At 73.8% G+C, this 20,805-nt stretch carries 20 protein-coding genes and 1 pseudogene; 10 read left to right on the forward strand and 11 right to left on the reverse strand.

Going from position 1 to position 20,805, the window contains the following annotated elements:
• The first annotated feature begins 1 nt into the window (after position 1).
• Complete coding sequence (locus ACH4LD_RS15880) at positions 2-352, forward strand: hypothetical protein (RefSeq protein WP_398055277.1); 351 nt, start codon at positions 2-4, stop codon at positions 350-352.
• A 54-nt stretch (positions 353-406) separates the two neighbouring features.
• On the opposite strand, the gene ACH4LD_RS15885 is transcribed toward ACH4LD_RS15880, so the two are convergent.
• The 3 genes from ACH4LD_RS15885 to ACH4LD_RS15895 all read right to left on the reverse strand — a co-directional run bounded on the left by ACH4LD_RS15885 (position 407) and on the right by ACH4LD_RS15895 (position 2,839).
• Positions 407-1,432: an MASE1 domain-containing protein gene (locus ACH4LD_RS15885; protein ID WP_398055278.1), complete on the reverse strand. Its 1,026-nt coding sequence runs from the start codon at positions 1,430-1,432 to the stop codon at positions 407-409.
• A 103-nt stretch (positions 1,433-1,535) separates the two neighbouring features.
• On the reverse strand, positions 1,536-2,366 hold the full coding sequence (locus tag ACH4LD_RS15890) for a PP2C family protein-serine/threonine phosphatase (RefSeq protein ID WP_398055279.1): 831 nt from the start codon (positions 2,364-2,366) through the stop codon (positions 1,536-1,538).
• A gap of 152 nt (positions 2,367-2,518) precedes the next feature.
• Positions 2,519-2,839 carry a hypothetical protein gene (locus tag ACH4LD_RS15895; protein WP_132784528.1) on the reverse strand — a complete coding sequence of 107 codons (321 nt, stop codon included), beginning with the start codon at positions 2,837-2,839 and terminating at the stop codon, positions 2,519-2,521.
• Between the two features lie 249 nt (positions 2,840-3,088).
• Here ACH4LD_RS15895 and ACH4LD_RS15900 point away from each other — a divergent pair, with 249 nt between their 5' ends.
• Positions 3,089-3,403 carry a hypothetical protein gene (locus ACH4LD_RS15900; protein WP_398055280.1) on the forward strand — a complete coding sequence of 105 codons (315 nt, stop codon included), beginning with the start codon at positions 3,089-3,091 and terminating at the stop codon, positions 3,401-3,403.
• A 34-nt stretch (positions 3,404-3,437) separates the two neighbouring features.
• Here the strand turns inward: ACH4LD_RS15900 and ACH4LD_RS15905 are convergent, their stop codons facing one another.
• Positions 3,438-4,130 carry an alpha/beta fold hydrolase gene (locus tag ACH4LD_RS15905; protein WP_132784530.1) on the reverse strand — a complete coding sequence of 231 codons (693 nt, stop codon included), beginning with the start codon at positions 4,128-4,130 and terminating at the stop codon, positions 3,438-3,440.
• Positions 4,131-4,595: 465 nt separating this feature from the next.
• Positions 4,596-4,946, reverse strand: a complete 351-nt coding sequence (locus ACH4LD_RS15910) for a winged helix-turn-helix domain-containing protein (protein WP_132784531.1) — start codon at positions 4,944-4,946, stop codon at positions 4,596-4,598.
• A gap of 130 nt (positions 4,947-5,076) precedes the next feature.
• On the opposite strand from ACH4LD_RS15910, the gene ACH4LD_RS15915 reads away from it, so the two are divergent.
• Entirely contained in the window at positions 5,077-5,610 is a 534-nt protein-coding gene (locus tag ACH4LD_RS15915) for an STAS domain-containing protein (protein WP_398055281.1), read from the forward strand.
• Positions 5,611-5,752: 142 nt separating this feature from the next.
• Here the strand turns inward: ACH4LD_RS15915 and ACH4LD_RS15920 are convergent, their stop codons facing one another.
• Positions 5,753-6,961: a hypothetical protein gene (locus ACH4LD_RS15920; protein ID WP_398055282.1), complete on the reverse strand. Its 1,209-nt coding sequence runs from the start codon at positions 6,959-6,961 to the stop codon at positions 5,753-5,755.
• 174 nt (positions 6,962-7,135) lie between these two features.
• Between ACH4LD_RS15920 and ACH4LD_RS15925 the strand changes: the two genes are divergently transcribed.
• A complete protein-coding gene (locus ACH4LD_RS15925) occupies positions 7,136-8,581 on the forward strand; it encodes a glyceraldehyde-3-phosphate dehydrogenase (protein ID WP_398055283.1) in 1,446 nt (481 codons plus the stop codon).
• A gap of 75 nt (positions 8,582-8,656) precedes the next feature.
• On the opposite strand, the gene ACH4LD_RS15930 is transcribed toward ACH4LD_RS15925, so the two are convergent.
• The 3 genes and pseudogenes from ACH4LD_RS15930 to ACH4LD_RS15940 all read right to left on the reverse strand — a co-directional run bounded on the left by ACH4LD_RS15930 (position 8,657) and on the right by ACH4LD_RS15940 (position 13,183).
• Positions 8,657-10,630, reverse strand: coding sequence for a collagenase (locus tag ACH4LD_RS15930; protein ID WP_398055284.1), 1,974 nt, complete (start codon positions 10,628-10,630; stop codon positions 8,657-8,659).
• A gap of 147 nt (positions 10,631-10,777) precedes the next feature.
• Complete coding sequence (locus ACH4LD_RS15935; protein WP_398055285.1) at positions 10,778-11,731, reverse strand: LysR family transcriptional regulator; 954 nt, start codon at positions 11,729-11,731, stop codon at positions 10,778-10,780.
• A gap of 563 nt (positions 11,732-12,294) precedes the next feature.
• Positions 12,295-13,183 (reverse strand): annotated as a pseudogene (locus tag ACH4LD_RS15940) (NAD(P)-dependent oxidoreductase).
• A 59-nt stretch (positions 13,184-13,242) separates the two neighbouring features.
• Here ACH4LD_RS15940 and ACH4LD_RS15945 point away from each other — a divergent pair.
• The 3 genes from ACH4LD_RS15945 (at position 13,243) to ACH4LD_RS15955 (ending at position 15,667) form a co-directional block, all read left to right on the forward strand.
• Positions 13,243-13,593, forward strand: a complete 351-nt coding sequence (locus tag ACH4LD_RS15945) for a winged helix-turn-helix transcriptional regulator (RefSeq protein ID WP_398055286.1) — start codon at positions 13,243-13,245, stop codon at positions 13,591-13,593.
• Between the two features lie 287 nt (positions 13,594-13,880).
• Positions 13,881-14,453, forward strand: a complete 573-nt coding sequence (locus ACH4LD_RS15950; RefSeq protein ID WP_398055287.1) for a TetR/AcrR family transcriptional regulator — start codon at positions 13,881-13,883, stop codon at positions 14,451-14,453.
• Between the two features lie 47 nt (positions 14,454-14,500).
• The gene (locus ACH4LD_RS15955) at positions 14,501-15,667 is read left to right on the forward strand and encodes a GDSL-type esterase/lipase family protein (protein WP_398055288.1); all 1,167 of its coding nucleotides are present in this window, start codon (positions 14,501-14,503) and stop codon (positions 15,665-15,667) included.
• Positions 15,668-15,706: 39 nt separating this feature from the next.
• Here ACH4LD_RS15955 and ACH4LD_RS15960 read toward each other — a convergent pair whose 3' ends face one another.
• Positions 15,707-16,378 (reverse strand): class F sortase, encoded by a 672-nt coding sequence (locus ACH4LD_RS15960; RefSeq protein WP_398055289.1) that lies wholly within the window; start codon positions 16,376-16,378, stop codon positions 15,707-15,709.
• Between the two features lie 151 nt (positions 16,379-16,529).
• Complete coding sequence (locus ACH4LD_RS15965; protein WP_398055290.1) at positions 16,530-17,117, reverse strand: hypothetical protein; 588 nt, start codon at positions 17,115-17,117, stop codon at positions 16,530-16,532.
• Positions 17,118-17,397: 280 nt separating this feature from the next.
• On the opposite strand from ACH4LD_RS15965, the gene ACH4LD_RS15970 reads away from it, so the two are divergent.
• The 3 genes from ACH4LD_RS15970 (at position 17,398) to ACH4LD_RS15980 (ending at position 20,749) form a co-directional block, all read left to right on the forward strand.
• Entirely contained in the window at positions 17,398-18,435 is a 1,038-nt protein-coding gene (locus ACH4LD_RS15970; RefSeq protein ID WP_398055291.1) for a hypothetical protein, read from the forward strand.
• A 109-nt stretch (positions 18,436-18,544) separates the two neighbouring features.
• On the forward strand, positions 18,545-19,423 hold the full coding sequence (locus ACH4LD_RS15975; protein WP_398055292.1) for a hypothetical protein: 879 nt from the start codon (positions 18,545-18,547) through the stop codon (positions 19,421-19,423).
• 489 nt (positions 19,424-19,912) lie between these two features.
• Positions 19,913-20,749 (forward strand): fructosamine kinase family protein, encoded by an 837-nt coding sequence (locus tag ACH4LD_RS15980; RefSeq protein ID WP_398055354.1) that lies wholly within the window; start codon positions 19,913-19,915, stop codon positions 20,747-20,749.
• Positions 20,750-20,805: the final 56 nt, after the last annotated feature.

Consider the following 20,805-nt stretch of genomic DNA (forward strand, 5'->3'; position numbering starts at 1 on the left):
CATGAAGGACCATGAGCGCAAGCGACAGGACGAGAACGCGACGGCGGCCGAGCGGGCCGCGCGCCGGCAGCGCGAGGCGGAAGGCGAGCGCGCCGCGTCCCGGCCGTTCGACTACCCGTACCCGGAGCGCCGGGCGAACGTCCGGGCCCGGCGGCACATCAGCGAGGCGCAGGCCGCCGCGGACACACCGCCGGGGATTCCCGGCGGCTACGGCACGACGGGCGGCGGCCGGCCCGGCGCCACCGGTGCCGCCCACCCGCCGTCCCGGGAGCACCGGTCCACGTCGGCGGGGGCACCGGCCGCGGAGCCGGGCAGTGACGACGAGGGGCCGGTGAACCGCTCCGAAGGGTGACACGCCACGGCGACGGGGGGCCCGCGGAAAGTTCACCGGTGCCGGGGGACGTCCCTACGGTGCCCCGGTGGGCCACGGCCGGTCGTCGATGTCGTCGGCGAGGTCGTCGGCCTCCGTCTGCGGCCGGGGCGGCGGCGCCTCGCCCGCGGTGAGGTGCTCCAGCACCTCCATCAGTTCCTGGCACGCCTTCTCCACCGAGTTCCGGGTGTTGCGCTGCTCGATGATCACGGCGGACAGCAGCAGCGCGGTCAGGGCCATGGCGCCGTTGAAGGCCTGGAGCTTGACCATGACCTCGATCCGGCTCAGACCGGCGAACGCGCCGACGCCGTCGGTGGCGGCGACGGTGGCCACCACGGAGGTCAGCAGCGCGCACAGCACACTGCCCGCGAGCTGGAACCGCAGGGCCGCCCAGATGATGAGCGGGTAGACGAGGAAGAGCAGGCTGAGCGAGCTGTGGGCGGCCAGCGGTACGAGGGCGCACGCGACGACGGCCAGCGCGGTCGCCTCCAGCCAGCGCCGCTTGGGCACTGCCCGGCGGACGCGGCGCAGCAACAGGAGCAGCGGGGTGACCAGCAGGACACCCATCGCGTCGCCCACCCACCAGGCGAGCCAGACGGGCCAGAAGCTGTGCGGGGGCACGCTGCCCGTCAGGGCGAGGACGCCGACGCCGACGGTGGCGCTGATCAGCATGGCGCCCAGCGCGCCCAGGAACACGAGGGCGAGGCCGTCGCGCAGCCGGCTGAGGTCGGTGCGGAAACCGGCCCGGCGCAGCAGCAGCGCCGCGCACAGGGGTGCGGCGGTGTTGCCGAAGAGGATGCCGAGCACGTCGGGTCCGGGTGCGCTGAGGGACAGGACGGCGAAGAAGGCGCCGAGCGTGATGCCGGGCCAGCAGCTCGGGCCGAGGATGAGCAGCGCGGCCACGGCGACGCCGGTCGGCGGCCAGATGGGCGTGACGACGGCGCCCTCGACGGTCAGCTGGCGCAGCAGGCCGAGCCGGGCCGCCGCGTAGTAGCAGGCGGCGACGGCCAGCAGCTGGACGGCACGGCCGCCCGGCCGGCGCAGCTCCTCGAAACCCACCACAGCAGCAATCTCACACCGATGGCCGCCGGTCTGCGAGGCGAGGCGGCCCGCGGCCCGGCCCTATGGCTGACGGACCCGGTGCGGGCCCCGGGCACCGGACCGCTCAGGCCGGGGCGGCGGGGCCGTCCAGGCCCACGACCAGGACGGCGGCGTCGTCCTCGTGCCCGACGTTCTCGGCGCCCTTGATCACGGCCGCGGCGAGCGCGCGGGCCTCCAGACCGGCGACGGCGGCGATACCGGCGAGCCGTACCACCTGGTCGAGGCCGTCCTCGATGTTCAGCGACGGCCCCTCCACGACACCGTCGGTCAGCAGGACGAAGACCCCGCCGGTGGTGAGCCGGTGCCGGGTGACCGGGAACTCGATGCCCTGGTCGATGCCGAGCGGCGGGCCGCCCTCGTCGTCGACGACGCCGGACTTCCCGTCCGCCGTGGCCCAGATGAAGGGGATGTGACCGGCCCGGGCGCTCTCCAGCACCCCGGTGGCCGGGTCGAGCCGCATGAAGGTGCAGGTGGCGAACAGATCGCTGCCCAGGGAGAGCAGCAGGTCGTTGGTGCGGGCCAGCAGCTCCCCGGGATCGCCGGTGACCGAGGCGAGCGCCCGCAGTCCGGCCCTGACCTGGCCCATGAAGGCGGCGGCCTCGATGTTGTGGCCCTGTACGTCGCCGATGGACAGCCCGATCCGGCCGTCGGGCAGGGTGAAGGCGTCGTACCAGTCGCCGCCCACGTTGAGACCGAGGTTGGCGGGCGTGTACCGCACCGCGAGATGGAGGCCGGGCGCGGTCGGCAGGTCCCGGGGGAGCATGCCGCGCTGCAGGGCGATGGCCAGCTCGACCTGGGTGCGTTGCAGCTCCGCGCGCCTGCGCGCCTGGGCGGTGAGCGAACCGAGTCTGGCCAGCAGCTCGTCGCCTTCGTCCGTGGTGCGCTTGCGGGGCATCGATCACTTCCGGCGGGGCGGGTGACCCTCGGAGGGCCGGGCGCGTGAATTTTCGGCAAACGTCTAGATTTTACCTAAATAGGGTGATCGCGCCTCGGGGATGGCCGGCCGGGCCCGGACCCGGCCCGTCCGTGTCCCGGCCGTGCTCGCGGTCAGCGGACCTCGGAGTCGATGCCGGTGATCACCGCGGGCCCGAGCGGTGCGGTCCGCTCGTCCAGTCCCGCCTGCTGGAGCGCGGAGTCCGCGAGCCTGCGGGCCTCCTCCTCGGCGTGCCGGTTGGTGTCGGCCTCCACGGTCAGGCGCAGGGTGAAGGTGTTGTCGTCGTTGACGCTGAGCGCGTCCAGGTCCTCGGCGCTGCCCATGTGCGTGCCGTGCGGATCGGCGGGCCGGAGCGCCCGGGCCAGCCGGGAGCGGGTGTCGGACTCGATCCCGGTGGTGAAGGTGCCGGGGACGCTGATCACGTAGGTCGTCATGAGACGGTCCTTTCCTCGGGCGTCCCCCGTCTACCCCGATTCGCGGGCTTCGCACAGCGGACAGCGGGGCGTCGTCCCGGGTCCGGCGTCGTCCCCCGGACGGTGGACGTGCCCGTGTCGGCTCCGGGGCCCGGTGCGCCGGGGGTGGGAGATTACGGCTGCGGCCCCTCGGTCCGCCCCTCCCCCGCCCCGCCCGGCGGAGGACTCCCCCGTGTCGGAGGACCGCCCGTCTCAAGGAAGGCCACGCCCATGCGCCCATGCCGTTCGCTCGCCGCCGTACTCGGCGGTCTCGCCCTCGCTCTGACCACGACGGGTTCCGCGCTCGCCGCCGACGGCACGTTCGTCTGGACCGGACCCCAGGGCAAGGCGTACGCCATCGACAACCCGCCGGACCACACGTGCCTGGACATGGCCCAGGAGGCGCGCGGCGCCCGCAACGGGACGAAGAAGCCGCTCGTCGTCTACACGAAGAAGAGGTGCAAGGGCTCGGCGTCACGGCTCGCCCCCGGCCGGTCGGCGCCCGCCAACTCCCGCTTCGCCAGTGTGGTCTTCAACCCGCGCTGACCGTCCGCGCGGCCCGGGGGGCCTGAGCCCCCCCTCAGATCCAGCCGTCGAGCGCGCCCATGAAGCCGTCGAAGTCGTCACGGTAGACGCAGTGCCCTGCTCCCTCGACCGTCCGGACCTCGAAGCCCCGCCGCACCAACTCCTCGTCCAGCCCGGGCCGTACGAGTTCACCGGTGCCGGCCAGTACCACCAGGGAGGGCACCACCGGGCGCGCCGGTGTCCGGCTGACCGCGTAGATGTCCGGGAGGACGCGGGCCGAGGCGGGGTCCCAGTCGGCGAGCGTGGCCAGTTCCACGTCCACGTCGGCCTCGTCCCAGCGCGGGTTGAGGCTCCTGATCATCGCGCGGTTCGCGGACTTGAAGGCGGCGAAGTACACGGACGCCTCGACCAGTTTCCGGCGTAGGTCCCAGGCGGGGTCGCAGTAGACGGCCCGGGCGGGCGCCAGCCGTTCGACGGCACCGGCCAGGGCCATGGCCCCGAGCGAGTGACCGATCACCAGCTCCGGGCGTTCCGGGAGGGTTTCGACGAGGTCGCCCGCCCAGGTCTCGGGGCTGTACTCGCCCCGGCCGCTCGCGCCGTGCCCGCGCAGGTCCACGCCGATGACCCGGTAGCCCTTTCCGGCGAGGACCGGTGCCACCCGGTGCCAGGTGCGGTGGTCGGACATGATTCCGTGCACGAGGACGGCGATCCGCTCACCGGTCCCCCACTCGTGCGTGTGCAGCCTCATCGGCGCCGCCTCCCCCGTCCTGCTCCGGCTGATCATGTCATCACGGCCGACGCCGGATCCACACCCGGCGGACGGCCGGCGTCCATCGTCCCGCGCGCGACACCGAAATCCGGGTGGCGCGCGCCCGTGTCGGCACGTCAGCATGCCGGGCATGTCCAGCCCCGAGGCATCCAGACGGTAGCCACCGGCCGTCCGGTGGCCTTCCTCGCGTCGACTCCTGCGCGTCGCCCCCCCCGTGTGCAGCGTCGGGCTGCTCGGTGAGCACGCCACCACCGGGCCGCCGTCCTGCGGGCCCCGGCCCGGTACGCGCCCTTCCTCCGTGTGCCCTCACATGTCACAGGGGACGAGGCGCGCGCCGCGGCGAGATACCGGGGCGCATCGACCTGGCCCCCCGATGGCTGACACACCCGTACGGAGCGGTGCCCCGGCTCCTCTGCCGCCCCGGCCGACACGCGGTCGGCGCGCTCACACTGTCATGACATCGGTCGAATCGGGATGACTCGAACGTTCCGCCTCGTCGTGGACGAGCATCGACAGGAGCGAGGCGACGGTCAGGCCGATTCCCGCTTCGGCTGGATGCCGGAGGGTCTTGCTGGGATCGATCCGGTAGGTGTTGCCGCGCCCCTCCCGGGTGTGGGAAAGGTAACCATCCTGCTCCAGGTCCACGATGATCTTCTGCACAGCGCGCTCAGTGAGCCGACAGCGCGCGGCGATGTCCCGAATGCGCGCATGTGGGTTGTCCGCGATGGCCGCAAGCACGCGGGCATGGTTCGTGAGGAAGGTCCACCCGCTGTGCGACTCAGGCACTCCATCCATGCCCCGAGTCTACCGACTGGACATTCATGCACTCAAAAACACGTATGGAGATTCGTGTATTAGTTGACGTACATCCGGGTGAAGGGGCAACGTTGACCCAGTCCCCTGCGCACACATGCGGGAGCAAGCCATGTACCACCGCATCCACGAGGTCCAGCCGGCCGGCGGATCCGACCTGCCCTGCCCGGGAAGTCGGGAGAACCCGCACAAGCCCCTGCCGACCGGCTTGGCGACCGCCTCGTACGCACCGCTAGGGCGGCGGATCCGCGTCCAGATCCTGGGCGAGCTGGATCTCGACTCCGCGGACCGGCTCCGCCCCGGCCTGCACGGAGCACTCGCCGCGTCCGACAAGGGCCTCGACCTGGACCTGGGCGGGCTCGACTTCTGCGACTGCGCCGGCCTGGGCGCCCTGATGGAGCTGCGGCAGCGAGCCGACAGCCAGGGCAAAACGGTCTTCATCCGGGTCGGCAGCCGCATGGTCGACAGGCTGCTCGGCCTCCTCGGAGCCCAGGAGCTCTTCACGCCGCCGGACCCGCCGCGCAGCGAACTGCATCACCCAGCCCCGGCCACCGCCCCCGCACCGAAGACGGAGACCTCACCGGGCACCATGTCCTGCCGTGGTCAGACGAACGGGACCGGACACCGCCGGGCCCCGCGGTACTGAGGCACGGTCCGCGGCCCACTGGGGTCCGCGCGGCACCGCAACGCCTCACGCGAGAGCCGCGCACGGGCCCGCACGGCCGGTTCGCCATCCAGGGCTGGGCGTCCGGACCCGCAGGCACCGCTCCTGTGATGCGCGAGGTGGCTCACAGCGGGGAGTGGGCCACCGCCGTCACATAGGCGCCGAACAGCAGGGAGACCAGGGTGAGGGCGCCGTAGACGACCACCGCCGCCGGCGGGCGCAGCCACCAGGTGCGGGCCAGGGCGCGTGCCACCGGGACGAGCAGCGGGAAGGCCGGCAGCAGGAACCGCGGCTTGGAGGAGAAGGAACCGGAGCCGCCGACCACGAGGAGGACCAGGACGCCGGAGAAGACCGCCAGGGCCGGCGGGGGGCGGTCCAGGCAGAGCAGGGCGAACAGCAGGACGCCCGTCGCGACGGCCAGGAGGGCCGCCGGGTAGACGACGCCCCCGCCGTGCAGGAACAGGCCCTTGAGGAAGCGCACCGAACCGGCGCCGAAGTCGAAGCGGGAGTCCCAGGCGCGCTGGACCGTGAAGTAGCCGCCGAGGAGGTCTCCCGTACGGCTCCCCACCCACAGCACATAGCCCAGCCAGCCCAGGGGGGCCAGCAGCGCCCCGGCCCACAGCCGCGCCGGGGCCCGGCCGCGCTGTCGCAGCGCCTGGTGCCCGGCGGCGAGGACGACGGCCGCCGCCACCGCGAATCCGCTGGGCCGCGCCAGGCCCGCCAGCGCGGACAGGGTTCCGGCCCACAGCCAGCGGCCCCTGAGCACGCAGTACAGCGCCCACGCGGCGAGTGCGGCGAACAGCGACTCCGTGTAGGCGATGGTCAGTTCGACGGCGTACGGCAGCGCGGCCCACAGGGCGACCAGCGTGGTGGCGACGCCCCGGCCGTACAGGTGGTGGCCGACGAGGTAGATGCCGTACGCGGCCACGCCTGCGGCCGTCCAGGCGATGAGCAGGGCCGAGCGGCCCGGGGTGAGCGGCAGGACGGCGGTCACCGCCCGGACGAGCGCCGGATAGAGGGGGAAGAACGCCCAGTCGGTCTGGACGGCGCCCTGCGGGGAGATCCAGACGAGGCGGCCGTAGCCGTGGGTGGCGATGTGCAGGTACCAGCGGGCGTCCCAGGAGTGGGCCAGGTTCCTTACCAGCGGATGTCCCCGGAGCGCGTTCGTGAGGACCACCGTGAGGAACCCGGCGAGCCGGACGGCCGCGAACAGGGCGAGCGCCGGCAGGACGCCCTGCGGCCGGCCGGGCCCGGTCGGCCGGGGAAGGCGGGGGCGCCTCAGGGGTCCGGAAGGGGCCGTCGGTTCGGGCCGGGGGACGGAGGAGGTGCTCACGGCGTCGACCTTGGGCACGCCGGTGGACAGACGCAACGCGCGACCCGGGTTTTAGCCACCCCTCCCCCGGTTTTCACGCGTCCGGACGCGTCACCGGCCCCGCTCACCCCCTCAAGGGGACCCACAAGGGGTGTGGTTATCATATGAGCGCTGCCTAGCTCGAAAGATGGATCTGTGACTGTCAACGACGACTCGTTCACCAACTGGAAGATCCGCGAGGAGATCGCGGAGTCGATGATCCCGCTCATCGGGAAGCTGCACCGCGAGCGGGACGTGACCGTCCTGCTGCACAGCCGCTCCCTGGTGAACAAGTCGGTGGTCAGCATCCTGAAGACGCACCGCTTCGCCCGGCAGATCGCCGGTGCCGAGCTGTCGGTCACCGAGACCATGCCGTTCCTCCAGGCCCTGACCGCCCTCGACCTCGGGCCGTCGCAGATCGACCTCGGCATGCTGGCCACCACCTACAAGGCCGACGACCGCGGCCTGAGCGTGGCGGAGTTCACCGCCGAGGCGGTCGCCGGTGCCACCGGTGCGAACAAGATCGAGCGCCGCGAGCCGCGCGATGTCGTGCTCTACGGCTTCGGTCGCATCGGCCGGCTCGTCGCCCGCCTGCTGATCGAGAAGGCCGGCTCCGGCAACGGCCTCAGGCTGCGCGCCATCGTCGTGCGCGGCGGCGGCGCGCACGACATCGTCAAGCGCGCCTCGCTGCTGCGCCGCGACTCCATCCACGGCCAGTTCCAGGGCACGATCACCGTCGACGAGGACAGCAGCACGATCGTCGCCAACGGCAACGCCATCAAGGTGATCTACGCCGACGACCCGTCGCACGTGGACTACACCGAGTACGGCATCCGGGACGCCATCCTCATCGACAACACCGGCAAGTGGCGCGACCGCGAGGGCCTGTCGAAGCACCTGCGCCCCGGCATCGAGAAGGTCGTGCTGACCGCGCCGGGCAAGGGCGACGTCCCGAACATCGTGCACGGCGTCAACCACGACACCGTCAAGCCGGACGAGCAGATCCTGTCCTGCGCCTCCTGCACCACCAACGCGATCGTGCCGCCGCTGAAGGCCATGGACGACGAGTACGGCGTGCTGCGCGGCCACGTGGAGACCGTCCACTCGTTCACCAACGACCAGAACCTGCTGGACAACTACCACAAGTCCGAGCGCCGGGGCCGCTCCGCGCCGCTCAACATGGTCATCACCGAGACCGGTGCCGCCTCCGCCGTCGCCAAGGCGCTGCCCGACCTCAAGGCGAAGATCAGCGGCAGCTCGATCCGCGTCCCGGTGCCGGACGTGTCGATCGCGATCCTCAACCTCCAGCTGGCCCGCGAGACCACCCGTGAGGAGGTCCACGACTACCTGCGCGAGGTGTCGCTCACCTCGCCGCTGAAGCGGCAGATCGACTTCATCACGGCGCCCGACGCGGTCTCCAGCGACTTCATCGGCTCGCGCCACGCCTCGATCGTGGACGCCGGCGCGCTGAAGGTCGACGGGGACAACGCGATCCTCTACCTCTGGTACGACAACGAGTTCGGCTACTCCTGCCAGGTCGTCCGGGTCGTCCAGCACGTGTCCGGCGTGGAGTACCCGACGTACCCCGCGCCGGCGGTCTGATCCCCCGGGCCCGCGGACGCGTACGGCCGCCGACCGGGGTTTCCGGTCGGCGGCCGTTCCGCCGGGCGGGTGCGGTCAGGCCGACGTCGGCCGGGTGCACGCGCCCGCGGCGCACGCCGTGAGCCACTGGTCGAAGTCGGCGTCGTAGCGGGTGCCGATGCCGTCGTGGTAGACGGCGTGTCCGCCGGCGTAGTCACCGACGCGGAAGCGGGCGAGCATGCGCTGGACGTCGTCGGGGTGCCGCTCGACCATGTAGCGCACGGCGAGGTAGCCCCACGGGTAGGTCCGGGTCACGTCGCTGTTGTCGTAGGTGCTCTCGAACAGGGTGCTGAGCCTGTACGTGTGCCTGCCTGCCTCCTGGACCGCCTGGTCGTCGGCGAGACCGCGGTAGCCGTAGGAGACGTACTCGGCGACACCCTCGATCCACCACACGTCCGGCACGGAGATCTGCCGGGCGAAGTCGCCCTTCATGTCGTCGCGGGCGTCCAGGAAGTGCGTGTACTCGTGGTTGAGGTTCCAGATCCGGGCCGGGAAGCCGTCGTCGTGGTCCTTCTGGTACATGACCGACATCGGCTCGTTGGCCGGGTCCGACGGGTCGCCGCCCAGCGTCATGCCGCCGTTGTCGGTGCTGATGCCGTACATCGCACCGGCGTACGTCTGGTAGTCGGCGCGGCCGGCAAACACCACGAGCCGGACCGTGGAGGCGTACTGGCCGGGTATCGCGCCGTCGGCCTTCACCACCGACCGGAACCAGGCGTCCTGGCGGAGCACACTGGCGCAGGCTGCGTCGAGGTCGGCGGCGGTGAGCGCCTGGGCGCGGACGGTGACGTTCGCGTCGCAGTGCCGCGTGACGGGCAGGACGGCCCTGTCGAGCTTCTCCGGCAGGCCGCAGACGTCGTAGTAGGAGCAGTCGGCCTTGTCGTAGGAGTTCGCCTGCGTGGCCACGGCCACCCAGAGCCCGGCCGTCGGGCCGGTGATCCCCGTCCGGTCCAGCAGGTCCTTGGTCAACGGGCGTACGGTGTCCCGCAGTCCGGGGTGCTCGGTGTACCGGCCCAGGTTCATCCCGGCGTTGGCGTCCAGGAAGGCCAGGTCGGTGCCGAGCTGGCCGGTGTGGGCCAGCGCGAAGTCGTACAGGGTCGTGGCGATGCGCGGGTCGGCCTCGACCGCCCGCACGTACTCGGGGTTCCAGTTGCCGCGCCACAGCGGTGTGTAGACGTCGTTGACGGCCCTGATCATGCTGTCGACCGAGTCGTAGGAGCGGTCGTAGTCGGTCAGCAGCCGCCGGTACACGGAGAGGTAACGGCCTTGCTGGTCGGCGCTGTCGGTGAGGATGACGGTCTCGCCGAGGATGTCGCCGTTGGCCGCCGTGACGTCACGGGAGTGGGCGCGGGCGAAGAAGGTGTCCGTGCCGCTCGTGACGGCGGTGGTGAGACGGGAGGTGTACGCGCCCACGTCCCCGGGATGGTTGAACTGCACGTAGTAGCCGGCCCGCAGGAAGAGGACCAGTTGCAGCAGGCTGTCCGAGTTGTCGCCGCGGTACTGCCCGGCGGTGCGGGTGAACGCGCGGGCGACGGTGAGCATCTGGGCCTGGCGGAAGATGTCGCGCGCGTCCGTGCCGGTGACCGGGAAGAGGGTGTTGACGCAGTCCGGGGTGGCGGACCTGACGTAGGAGACGAGGGCGGAGCCGGTACGGCTGCCGAAGTCGGCCGGGGCGCAGGAGGCCGCCTTCACCGCGCGCGGCCCGGCGTGCCTCGTGGACGTGGGCCGCTGGGGCGGGAGTTGGGCCGGGCTGAGCCGCCGGGCCTGGGTCGCGGGGCGCTCGGTCGCGACGGTGGACGCGGCGGCGGGCGACGGGACGGAGAGGGGCGACCGGGCTGCGGTGGCGGTGAGCGCCTGGGGCGCGGAGGCCGTAGCGGTGTGCGGCCGGGGCGCGGCGAGCGCCGGGGTGGACAGCAGTCCGGCCAGGGTGACGCAGACGGCGGCGGCGCCGGCGATGCGGCCCGCCGTGCCTCTCGGCAGGCGTCCGGGCAGCGCGAAGCGATAGCGCATCGGGATTCCTCCACGAAGGGATGCGCCTCTGTGGGGTGTCGAGGCGTGTGAAGGACTGTCTCAGCGCACCGCGGGCCCAACAATGGCGTGTGACATAGCACATGGCACTGGCCGCTCATAACACCGCGGCACACTCGTGACCCGCCCCTACGCCCCGGCGACGCTCCACGTCCGCGAGGCCCAGGTACGCAGGTGCGGGGCCTGGGCGACGAGGTCGCGGTACGCGTCCGTGGCGGACCGGAACACGGTCTCCACGGTGTCGTCGGTGACGGTGTCCGGCCGCCAGGCGAGGACATAGCGGCACCAGAGCGGGGAGCCCACCAGCGGTTTGACCGTGACGTGCGGGATCGGCCGCAGCGTCGGCTGCACCAGGCACACCCCGAGACCGTCGGCGATCATGCTCTGCAACTGGGTCTGGTCGCCGAGCCACTCGTGGACGGTCACCGGCGTGAACCCGGCCGCGGCGCAGGCGTCGTAGAACACCCCCGGCCAGCCGGCGCCGTCGTCCGGGGTCACGAACCAGGCGTCCTCGGCGAGGTCGGCGAGCTGGACCTGGGCGCTCTGGCGGAGCCGGTGGCGGGCGGGCAGGGCGACGAAGGTGGGCTCGGTGACGATGCCGCGGTGCCGTACGGCGGTCGAGTGCCGTAGTTCCATGCCCGGGTAGTCGGCGGCGATGGCCGCGTCCACCGCACCCTCCTCCAGCAGCTCGACGATCCGCGAGGACGCGTAGACGCTGGTGACCGAGAGGGAGAGTTCCGGCAGCCGGGCACGGACCCGGGAGACCGTGCCGGACAGCATGGGCGAGTTCGTCGCGGCCACGCGCAGGGTGCGGCCGGGGCGGGCCGCGGGCGGGCGGTGGCCGATCGCGGCGGCCCGCGCGAGGACGTCCCGGGCCTGCTCGACGACCTCGGCGCCGTACCGGGTCGGCCGGACCCCGCCGGGCCCGCGCTCGAAGAGCGGCTCACCGAGGTGGCGTTCGATGCGCCGCAGCTGGGTGCTGACGGCCGGCTGCGAGTAGCCCAGCTGTGCGGCGGCACGGCCCACGCTGCCCGCGTCGGCGATCGCGCACAGCACCCGCAGGTGCCGCAACTCCAACTCCATCGCTCCACTCTCCGCCCATTGCGGCTCCCGGTACGCTCGCGCGCCGGGGGCCGACCACGCCGGTCCGCCGCAGCCGTCGCCGACCGCTCCTCGCGCCCGGCGGACCGAAGCGTTCCATTGTCCCCTCCCGGACACAAGCCGCAGGTCCGCCAGGGTGGGGATGCCCGCCGGCGGAGAAGCCCCGGGCCCGACGCGCTCCCGGTCGGCGGCAGTGCGCCCCGCCCTCCGGACCGGACCGAGGGGCGGCTCATTCTTCAGCCGGCCGGCGTGGGGCCGCGGTCGGCCACCGGATCCCGCCGTACGTGCAGGCGTGGCGCCGGGCGGCAGTCCGGCGATCCGCTCCGCGCCCTCGACCGCGACGGCCGCCTCGCGTCGGTGAGGCCCACGTCCTGGCCGACGCGATCGCCCCCCGGGAAACCGCCGAGCGCACCGCCGCCCGGCGCCACGCCCGCGCGTACGGCGCGATGAGCGCGTCCGACACCCCGGAACGGGCCGCCGTCGGCAGACGGGCCGCCGGGCGGTGAGGAGCCGGCGGGCGCCCGGTCTTCCGGTGCCGCGCCGTCTCAGTGCCGGCCCAGCACCTCCGCCACCCGCATGAACCCGTCCGTGCCGTGGCCGAGGCCGATGACGCGGCGGGCCAGCCCCTCCACGGCCCGCATGACGCCCGCGTCGATGCCGTGGGACTCGGAGACGGCGACGACGTGGGCCATGGTGGAGGCGGCCGAGGTGATGGGGTTGATCTCGCCGGAGTGGGTGCCGCTGTCGGCGTCCTGCGCGAACTGGTCGAACAGCGGCGGCAGGATGGCGGCGATGCCCTGGGCGAAGGGGGCCAGTTCCCCGGCGGTGACGCCCTCCGCGCGGGCGACGGCCACGGCGTGCGCGTACCCCGCCATCGCGGTCCAGAAGATGTCGAGCAGCGCGATGTCGTAGGCGGCGGCGCGCCCGATCTCCTCGCCCAGGTGGGTGTGCGTCCCGCCGAGCGCCGCCAGCACCGGCCGGTGCCGCTCGTAGAGGTCGCGCGGGCCGCTGTACAGGAAGACGGCCTCCGGCGTGCCGATGCTGGGCGCCGGCGTCATGATCGCACCGTCCAGGTACCCGATGCCGTGGGCCGCCGCCCACTCTCCGGTGTCCCGGGCACGCTCCGGGGTGTCGGCGGTCAGGTTCACGACGGTACGGCCCTTCAGGGCGCGGGTGACGTCGGCGGGGGCGCAGGATCGCGTCGGAGGCGTCATGGTTCACCACGCAGACGACGGTCAGCTCCGAGGCGGAGACGGCCTCCTCGGCCGACCCGGCGGCGTTCGCCCCGTGCCCGGTCAGCTCCCGGTCCCTGCCCGGTGTGCGGTTCCAGACCGTGGTCGGCAGGCCGGCCGCCAGGAAGGCGCCCGCCAGCGCCCGGCCCATCGGGCCGAGACCGAGCACCGTGACGGCAGGAAGACCCGAAGATGTGGACATGTTGCAACTCCCGTAGTCGGTGGGGAAGAACAAGGACGCGAACGGAATCGAGGACGACGATGACGCGCAGCCGTGCCCAGGACCCGAACGTCTGCGGAGTGACCGCCGCGATCGCCGTGATCGACGGCAAGTGGAAGACGTCGCTGCTGTGGTTGCTGGAGTCCGGCCCGCACCGGCCCGGCGAACTGCGCCGCAGACTGCCCGGGCTGAGCGAGAAGGTGCTGACACAGGCGCTGCGCGAGATGACGGACGACGGTCTGGTGCACCGGGAGGTGCACGACGTGCTGCCGCCGAAGACCGTGTACTCGCTGACCGGGTTCGGCCGCGATCTGGCCGCGGCGCTGGACCCGGTGGCCGAGTGGGGTCACCGCCGTCTGGAGCGGCTCCGCGAGCGCGAAGCGGCCTCCTGAGGGGCGCTGCGACGCCCGAGCTGCGACGCCCTGGGGCCTACCGCCGCTGCCACCTCCCGTCCGTTTCTCCGGCAGCCCCTGACCTCGGGAAACAGCCTCTCCCGGGCGGACGTGAGCTGCCAAGTACCCACAAATAAGTGGGTGTTCGGCACCCCACGGAGAACCGTCCCGTTCCCGCCGGCGCTCCGGGAGTCCGCGGACGGCCGAGCCGGCCTGAACCGAGATCCTATTTGCCTAAACCCTTTAGGAAACTGCACAATGGTTTTCGACAGACGGGAGAAACAGTCATGGCGCGTGCGGGGCTGACCACCGAACGCCTGGTGCGGGCCGGCGCGGAGCTGGCCGACGAGGTCGGCTTCGAGCAGGTGACGGTGTCCGCGGTGGCCCGGCGGTTCGACGTCAAGGTCGCGAGCCTGTACTCGCACCTGAGGAGCTCCCAGGACCTCAAGACGCGGATCGCGCTGCTCGCCCTCGCGGAGCTGGCCGACCGCGCCGCCGAGGCCCTGGCCGGCCGGTCCGGCAAGGACGCCCTCGGCGCCTTCGCGAACGTCTACCGCGACTACGCCCGCGCGCACCCCGGCCGCTACGCGGCGGCCCGTCACCCGCTGGACGCCGAGACGGCGGCCGGCAGCGCGGGGGTGCGGATCGCGCAGCTCACCCGGGCGATCCTGCGCGGCTACGACCTCACCGAGCCGGACCAGACCCACGCGGTCCGCCTCCTCGGCAGCGTCTTCCACGGCTACGTCAGCCTGGAGACGGCCGGCGGCTTCAGCCACAGCGCGCCGGACTCGCAGGAGTCCTGGACCCGGATCCTGGACGCCCTCGACGCCCTGCTGCGCGACTGGCCCGCCCAGCCCTGAACCGCGGCTCCCCCACGGCAATCCCCCCGGAAACGCAGGCAGACACGATGCACACCATCCCCCTCACCCCCGATCTGATACGCGGTGCCCTCGAACTGGAGCGCACCGCGCACGGCCTGCTGCCGCACCGGCTGCCCGCCCGGGCCCGCGCCCGGTGCGCCGACCCGCAGCTGGCCCTGGCGGAGTCCCAGCCCTCCGGCGTACGGCTGGCCCTGCGCACCCGCGCCACCACCATCGAGCTGGACACCCTGCCGACGAAGCGGGTCTACGTCGGCGCGCCGCCGCGCCCGGACGGCGTGTACGACCTGCTCGTCGACGGACGCCCGGCCGGCAGCGCCTCCCTCACCGGGGGCCACACCCTCACCATCGACCTGGGCACCGGCTCCGCCGAACACCGGCCGGGCCCGGTGGGCACCGTGCGCTTCACCGGCCTTGCGGACACCGTCAAGGACGTGGAGATCTGGCTGCCGCACAACGAGACGACCGAGCTGGTCGCGCTGCGCGCCGACGCCCCCGTGGAGCCCGTACCGGACCGGGGCCGCCGGGTGTGGCTGCACCACGGCAGCTCGATCAGCCACGGCTCGGACGCGGCGAGCCCCACCACCACCTGGCCGGCGCTCGCCGCGTCCCTGGGCGGAGTGGAGCTGGTCAACCTCGGGCTGGGGGGCAGCGCGCTGCTCGACCCGTTCACCGCCCGGGCGCTGCGCGACACGCCCGCCGATCTGATCAGCGTCAAGCTGGGCATCAACCTGGTCAACACCGACCTGATGCGGCTGCGCGCCTTCGGCCCCGCGGTGCACGGCTTCCTCGACACCATCCGCGAGGGGCACCCCCGCACCCCGCTGCTCGTCGTCTCGCCGGTCCTGTGCCCACTGCACGAGGACACGCCCGGCCCCACCGCCATGGATGTGACCGCCCTCGGCGAGGGCCGCCTGCTGTACCGGGCCACCGGGGATCCGGCCGAGCGGGCGGCCGGGAAGCTCACCCTGCGGGTCGTCCGGCAGGAGCTGGCCCGGATCGTGCGCGAACGGGCGGCCGAGGACCCGGCCCTGCACCACCTGGACGGCCGCGAGCTGTACGGGGAGGCCGACTTCGCCGAGCTGCCGCTGCCCGACGGCCTCCACCCGGACGCCGCCGGACACCGCCGCATCGGCGAGCGGTTCGCGGAGCTGGCCTTCGCCGGGGACGGGCCCTTCGCGGACCGCGCCGCCTGACCGGAGGGGACCGGCGCCCCGGCTGGCACCGGAGCCCCCTCACACCAAGTGCGCGAAGACCACCAGGTTGTCCGTGTAGTCCCGCACCGTCCGGTCGTAGTCCCCGGCGCAGGTGATGAGCCGGACCTCGGGACGCGACGCGTCCGCGTACACCCGTTCGCTGGGGAAGTCGTCCTTGGCGAAGGTCTCGGCGCTGTCCACGACGAAGTCCGCCGTGCGCCCGTCGGCCCGCCGCACCGAGAACCGGTCGCCGGGCTCCAGCTCGTCGAGGTGGGCGAAGACGGCCGGGGAGGTCACCGTGTCGACGTGTCCGGCGATGATCGCGGTGCCCCGCTCGCCGGGCGCGGCACCGTCGGCGTACCAGCCGACGAGATTGGTGTCGGCGGCGGGCGGCGGCTGCAACTGGCCCGAGTCGCCGAGCTCCAGGGAGGTGAAGGGGGCGTCGACGGAGATCTTCGGGATGCGCAGCCGGGTCGGCGCGGACCTCGGCAGGGCGTCGTCGGCCTGCCGGGAGTCGGTCGCCGGCGGGGCGCCGGTGCCCGAGGCCCGGTGGGCCTCCGGCTTGTCGTCCGGCTGATGGTGACCGCCGAACACGCTGACGGCGAGGAAGACGGCCGCCACACCCCACAGCGTCAGCCGCCCGCCATAGCCGGCGCGCTGCTCGTCGGCCGCCGGTCCTGACGGGGTCGGGGAAGAGGGATCTGCTGCCATCGGACACCACCTCACTCGGGCACGGCAGCACGGGGATCAGGGCGGGGGAAGACGGCGCCGGGACCGGCGTCCGGGGCGGGGCGCAGGGGGCGCGGGCCGCCGACGCGGGGGCGCGCCGGCGGCGTCCGCAGCCCCTGGGACGTACGGCCCGTCAGGACGCCGGCTGGACGGCCTTCTTGCGGCGCAGCGCGTAGGCACCGGCGGCGCCTACGGCCAGGACGGCGAGGCCGCCGGCGGTGACACCGGGTGTGGCGAGCGCCCCGCCACCGGTGTGCATGCCACCGCGCGGCTTGTCGTGGTCGTCACCCCAGTCGCCCTTGTCACCCTTCTCGCCCCGGTCGCCCTTCTCGCCCTTCTCACCCCGGTCGCCCTTGTCGCCCTTCTCGCCGCCCCCGCCCTCGTCCTTGTCGCGGTAGCTCTCGGGGTCGAACCGGCTGTCGCCGCCCGAACCCCACTCCTCGCTGCGCACCGCGGCGAGCGCTCCGCCACCCGTGTGCATTCCGCCGCGCGGCCCGTCGTGTTCGCCGCCGCCGCCGCGCTTGTTGCCGTACTCCTTGTCCTGGTCGCTGTCGGATCCCTCGTCCTCGTCGGAGTCGTTGTCGTGCCCCTTGCTGTACGAGGAGCCGTCCCGGCCGCCGCCGTCGTGCTCGGCCGCCACGGCGAACGCGGCGCCGGGTGCGGCGAAGGATAGGGCGGCGGCGGCAGCCGCCGTGGCCAGGAGCATGCGGGCAGAGCGCATAGTGATGTCCTTCCGCCGTGACCGGGCAGCGGATACCTCATCAGCTGGATGGACCCGGCCCCGACATGAACCACCGTCAGTGAGGCCCCTGGCTCCCACCATCCGAGCCGCCCAGCCGTGTCACCACGCCACCCGTCTGCCCCAGCGCACCGGCTCCGGCACCCCTCGTCCGGGTCAATCGCCGACGCGGTCGTACGCCTGCCGGAGTGATCGCGTCGCACGGCGGCCGGGAAGGCACTCACCGCCCTCCCTGTGCAGCGCCGCCCGAAGGAGGCACTCCATGCCCACGAACACCCGGAACAGCCGGAACACCCCGTACGGGCGACGGGTCCGACGGCCGGCCGCCGCGCGGGCCGGTGCCCTGCTCGCCGTCACCGCGGTCACCGCCGCCACCACCGGCGCCGCTCCCGCCCGCGCCGCGGCGGACACGGTGACGGAGTACCCGGTGACCACGGCGGCCGGTGCCGCGCCCGTCGGCATCACCGCCGGTCCGGACGGCGCGCTGTGGTTCGCGGAGCACGGCGCCGGACGGATCGGGCGGATGGCGGCCGACGGCACGGTCACCGACATCCCGACCTCGGGCCCGGACACCGGTCCGTCCGAGATCGTCCAAGGGCCGGAAGGGGCCCTGTGGTTCACCGAGACCACCGCCGGGCGGATCGGCCGCGTCACCCCTTCCGGGCTGCTCACCGAGTTCCCGCTGCCGGCGGCCGGCAGTGGCCCGGCCGGGATCGCGCCCGGCCCGGACGGGGCCCTGTGGTTCACCGAGGCGACCGGGAACCGGATCGGCCGCATCACGACCGCGGGCCGGATCACCGAGTACCCGGTGCCCACGCCGGACGCCACGCCCCACTCCATCGCGGCGGGCGGCGACGGCGCCCTGTGGTTCACCGAGCTGAGCGGCGGCAAGGTCGGGCGGATCACCCCCTCCGGAGAGCTCACCGAGTTCCCGCTGCCCGGCGGGGCTTCCGGCTTCCCGGGCGGCGTCGTCGCCGGGCCGGGCGGCATGTGGCTCACCGCGTCCGGCGGGCACGCGGTGGTCCGCGTCGACCACACCGGGCACGCCACCCGGTTCCCGCTGCCCGGCCCGGACAGCCTGCCCGGCGGCATCACGCGCGGGCCCGACGGGCAGGTCTGGTACGCCGACCAGGCCGGCCGCGTCGGCCGGATCACCCCGACCGGCGCCGTCACCACCTTCCCGGTGCCGGACGGCGGCGAGAAGGTGCCGCTGCGGCTGACGGCCGGCCCCGGCGGAACCGTGTGGTTCACGGAGCTGCTCGGCAACGCCCTCGGCCGGATCCGGGTCCCCGCCCGGTGAGCCCTCGTGACCACCCCTCTCTCCCGGCCGCCGCCCTCTTGTTATGACCGCTGTCATAACGCAGGCTGGGGCCGACAGCACGTCAAGGCCGACGCGGTGGGAGGAAACAGTGGCGGACGGGATGGCGCGGGCCCTGTGGGAGCGGTACGAGCCGGTGCACAGCCTCGTGTACTTCGCACCGGAGGCGCGCCGGGCCGCCGACGGGTTGGGGCTGCGCGGGTTCTGGATGGGCTACTTCGCGCTGCGCGCCGCCCCGCTCGGCGCCGTGGCCCCGGCCGTGGTGACGAGCTGCTTCTACGTCTTCCACCCGGCCCGGGTCGAACGGGCGCTGCCGGACGCCTGGTCGTACACCACCCCGGCGGAGGCGCTGACGGCCCGGCTGGCGGCGATGGACGCGGCGATGACCCGCCTGTTCGGGGCGGACACCGTCGGCTCCGCCGCGTTCACGGAGGCCGCTGACCTCGCCTGGGAGGCCGCCGCCGGCGCGGACACCACGGGCCGTGTGCTCGCCGCCGCCAATCAGGCGCTGGAACGGCCGGACGAGCCGACCGCCCGCCTGTGGCAGGCCCTGACGACCCTGCGCGAGCAGCGGGGCGACTCCCATGTGGCGGTGCTGGTCGGCCTGGGGCTCGGTCCGATGGAGGCCATGGTGCTCAAGGCGGCGGCCGGCGAGTCCGACGGGGCCTTCCTGCGCGAGACCCGGAAGTGGCCGGAGGACGCGTGGGCAGCGGCCGTGGCCCGGCTGCGCGCGGACGGCCGGCTCACGGCGGACGGCGCGCTGACGCCGGCGGGCGCGGCCCTGCGCGCGGAGGCCGAGGCGCGCACCGATGCGGCGGCCGAGGGACCGTGGACCGCGCTGGGCGCCGAGCGGAGCGGGCGGCTGGCCACGCTGCTGGAGCCGCTGGCCCGCACGGTCGGGGACTCGGGCCTGCTGCCGCCCGGGAATCCGGTGGGGCTGACCCGGGCGACGTACCCGGCCGGCCGGTGAGGGCACTCTCGGCCCCGGCAGTCCCCACCTGGGGCACCGGGCTGGGGACGCCCGTACCGGGCCGACCGGTGAGGGCGGTCCCGGCCCGGAGCGCCGGACCCGGGACACCCGTGCCCGACCGACCGCTGAGGGCGCTCCGGGCCCCGGCGGCCCCACCCCGGGGCGCCGGGCCGGGGATGCCCAGACCCGGCCCGGCCACTGAGGGCGCTCCGGGCGCCGGCCACCCAACCGGGCGCCGGGCCGGGAAGCCGTACGAGTGGGGGGTGGTGCTCGCCACCAGGTCACCGGCAGCCGTCCGGGGTGACGTTCCGCCGTCCGGGGATCCGTTCCATGGAGCCGGTGCGCCACACCGTTGGCCATCGGCACGCGTGACGACCGCCGGGGTTTGGCCGAGAGCAGCCGTACCAAGGGGTGAAATGTCCGGTCAGCGGCCTGGAGTGCGGGTCGTACGCTGGGGCCGTGGTCAACCGAGACGAGGATCCAGGACAGGTGGCGGCCCGGCTCACCGGGCGGCCGGTGAGCCGGGCCCGGCGCTCGTCGGGCTCTCCCGCCGAAGTGCTGCTGGACGGCGGGACACCGGTGATGGTCAAGCGTGGTGACGGCCCCGGGGCGGTGCGCGCGGAGGTGGCGGGGCTGCGCTGGCTGGCCGCGGCGGACGCGGTCCGGGTGCCGGCGGTGCTCGGGCACGACGAGCACTGGATGGTGACCGAACAGGTGCCCACCGGCTCTCCGGACCCCGAGGCGGCGCTGCGTTTCGGCCAGGCCCTGGCCGCGCTGCACGCGGCCGGCGCACCCCGTTTCGGGGCGCCGCCGCCCGACGGGCCCGAGGACGCCTACATCGGCCTCGCCCCCATGCGCAACGCCCCGGGCACCGACTGGTCCCGCTGGTACGCCGAGCACCGCGTGCTGCCGTACGTGCGCGGCGCGGTCGACCGGGGCACGCTCCGGCCGGGCGAGGCGGCGGTCTTCGAGCGGGTCTGCGCGCGGCTGCCGGAGCTGGCGGGGCCGGCCGAGCCGCCCGCCCGGCTGCACGGCGACCTGTGGAACGGGAACGTGCTGTGGGGCGCCGACGGCGAGGTCCGGCTGATCGACCCGGCCGCGCACGGCGGACACCGGGAGACCGACCTGGCGATGCTCCGGCTGTTCGGCTGCCCCCACCTGGACCGGGTGCTCACCGGCTATCAGCGGGCGGCACCCCTGGCCGACGGCTGGCGGGACCGGGTCGGGCTGCACCAGCTCTTCCCGCTGCTGGTGCACGCGGTGCTGTTCGGGCGGGGATACGCCGAACAGGCGCTGGCCGCGGCACGCGACGCGCTCGCGCGATGACCCCGGAAGGGATCCTTCCGAAGGGTGCTCACTCACCGTGAGGAAACCAATCACCC

The organism is Streptomyces sp. NPDC017676 (genome assembly GCF_044329325.1).
Lineage (GTDB): Bacteria > Actinomycetota > Actinomycetes > Streptomycetales > Streptomycetaceae > Streptomyces.

Bases quoted from the DNA above. Each gene is read 5' to 3' on its own strand.
- ACH4LD_RS15895 (WP_132784528.1), bottom strand. From the start codon at position 2,839: ATGACGACCTACGTGATCAGCGTCCCCGGCACCTTCACCACCGGGATC.
- ACH4LD_RS15900 (WP_398055280.1), top strand. From the start codon at position 3,089: ATGCGCCCATGCCGTTCGCTCGCCGCCGTACTCGGCGGTCTCGCCCTC.
- ACH4LD_RS15965 (WP_398055290.1), bottom strand. From the start codon at position 17,117: ATGCGCTCTGCCCGCATGCTCCTGGCCACGGCGGCTGCCGCCGCCGCC.
- ACH4LD_RS15880 (WP_398055277.1), top strand. From the start codon at position 2: ATGAAGGACCATGAGCGCAAGCGACAGGACGAGAACGCGACGGCGGCC.
- ACH4LD_RS15970 (WP_398055291.1), top strand. From the start codon at position 17,398: ATGCCCACGAACACCCGGAACAGCCGGAACACCCCGTACGGGCGACGG.
- ACH4LD_RS15915 (WP_398055281.1), top strand. From the start codon at position 5,077: ATGTACCACCGCATCCACGAGGTCCAGCCGGCCGGCGGATCCGACCTG.
- ACH4LD_RS15935 (WP_398055285.1), bottom strand. From the start codon at position 11,731: ATGGAGTTGGAGTTGCGGCACCTGCGGGTGCTGTGCGCGATCGCCGAC.
- ACH4LD_RS15930 (WP_398055284.1), bottom strand. From the start codon at position 10,630: ATGCGCTATCGCTTCGCGCTGCCCGGACGCCTGCCGAGAGGCACGGCG.
- ACH4LD_RS15955 (WP_398055288.1), top strand. From the start codon at position 14,501: ATGCACACCATCCCCCTCACCCCCGATCTGATACGCGGTGCCCTCGAA.
- ACH4LD_RS15945 (WP_398055286.1), top strand. From the start codon at position 13,243: ATGACGCGCAGCCGTGCCCAGGACCCGAACGTCTGCGGAGTGACCGCC.
- ACH4LD_RS15905 (WP_132784530.1), bottom strand. From the start codon at position 4,130: ATGAGGCTGCACACGCACGAGTGGGGGACCGGTGAGCGGATCGCCGTC.
- ACH4LD_RS15950 (WP_398055287.1), top strand. From the start codon at position 13,881: ATGGCGCGTGCGGGGCTGACCACCGAACGCCTGGTGCGGGCCGGCGCG.
- ACH4LD_RS15910 (WP_132784531.1), bottom strand. From the start codon at position 4,946: ATGGATGGAGTGCCTGAGTCGCACAGCGGGTGGACCTTCCTCACGAAC.
- ACH4LD_RS15890 (WP_398055279.1), bottom strand. From the start codon at position 2,366: ATGCCCCGCAAGCGCACCACGGACGAAGGCGACGAGCTGCTGGCCAGA.
- ACH4LD_RS15960 (WP_398055289.1), bottom strand. From the start codon at position 16,378: ATGGCAGCAGATCCCTCTTCCCCGACCCCGTCAGGACCGGCGGCCGAC.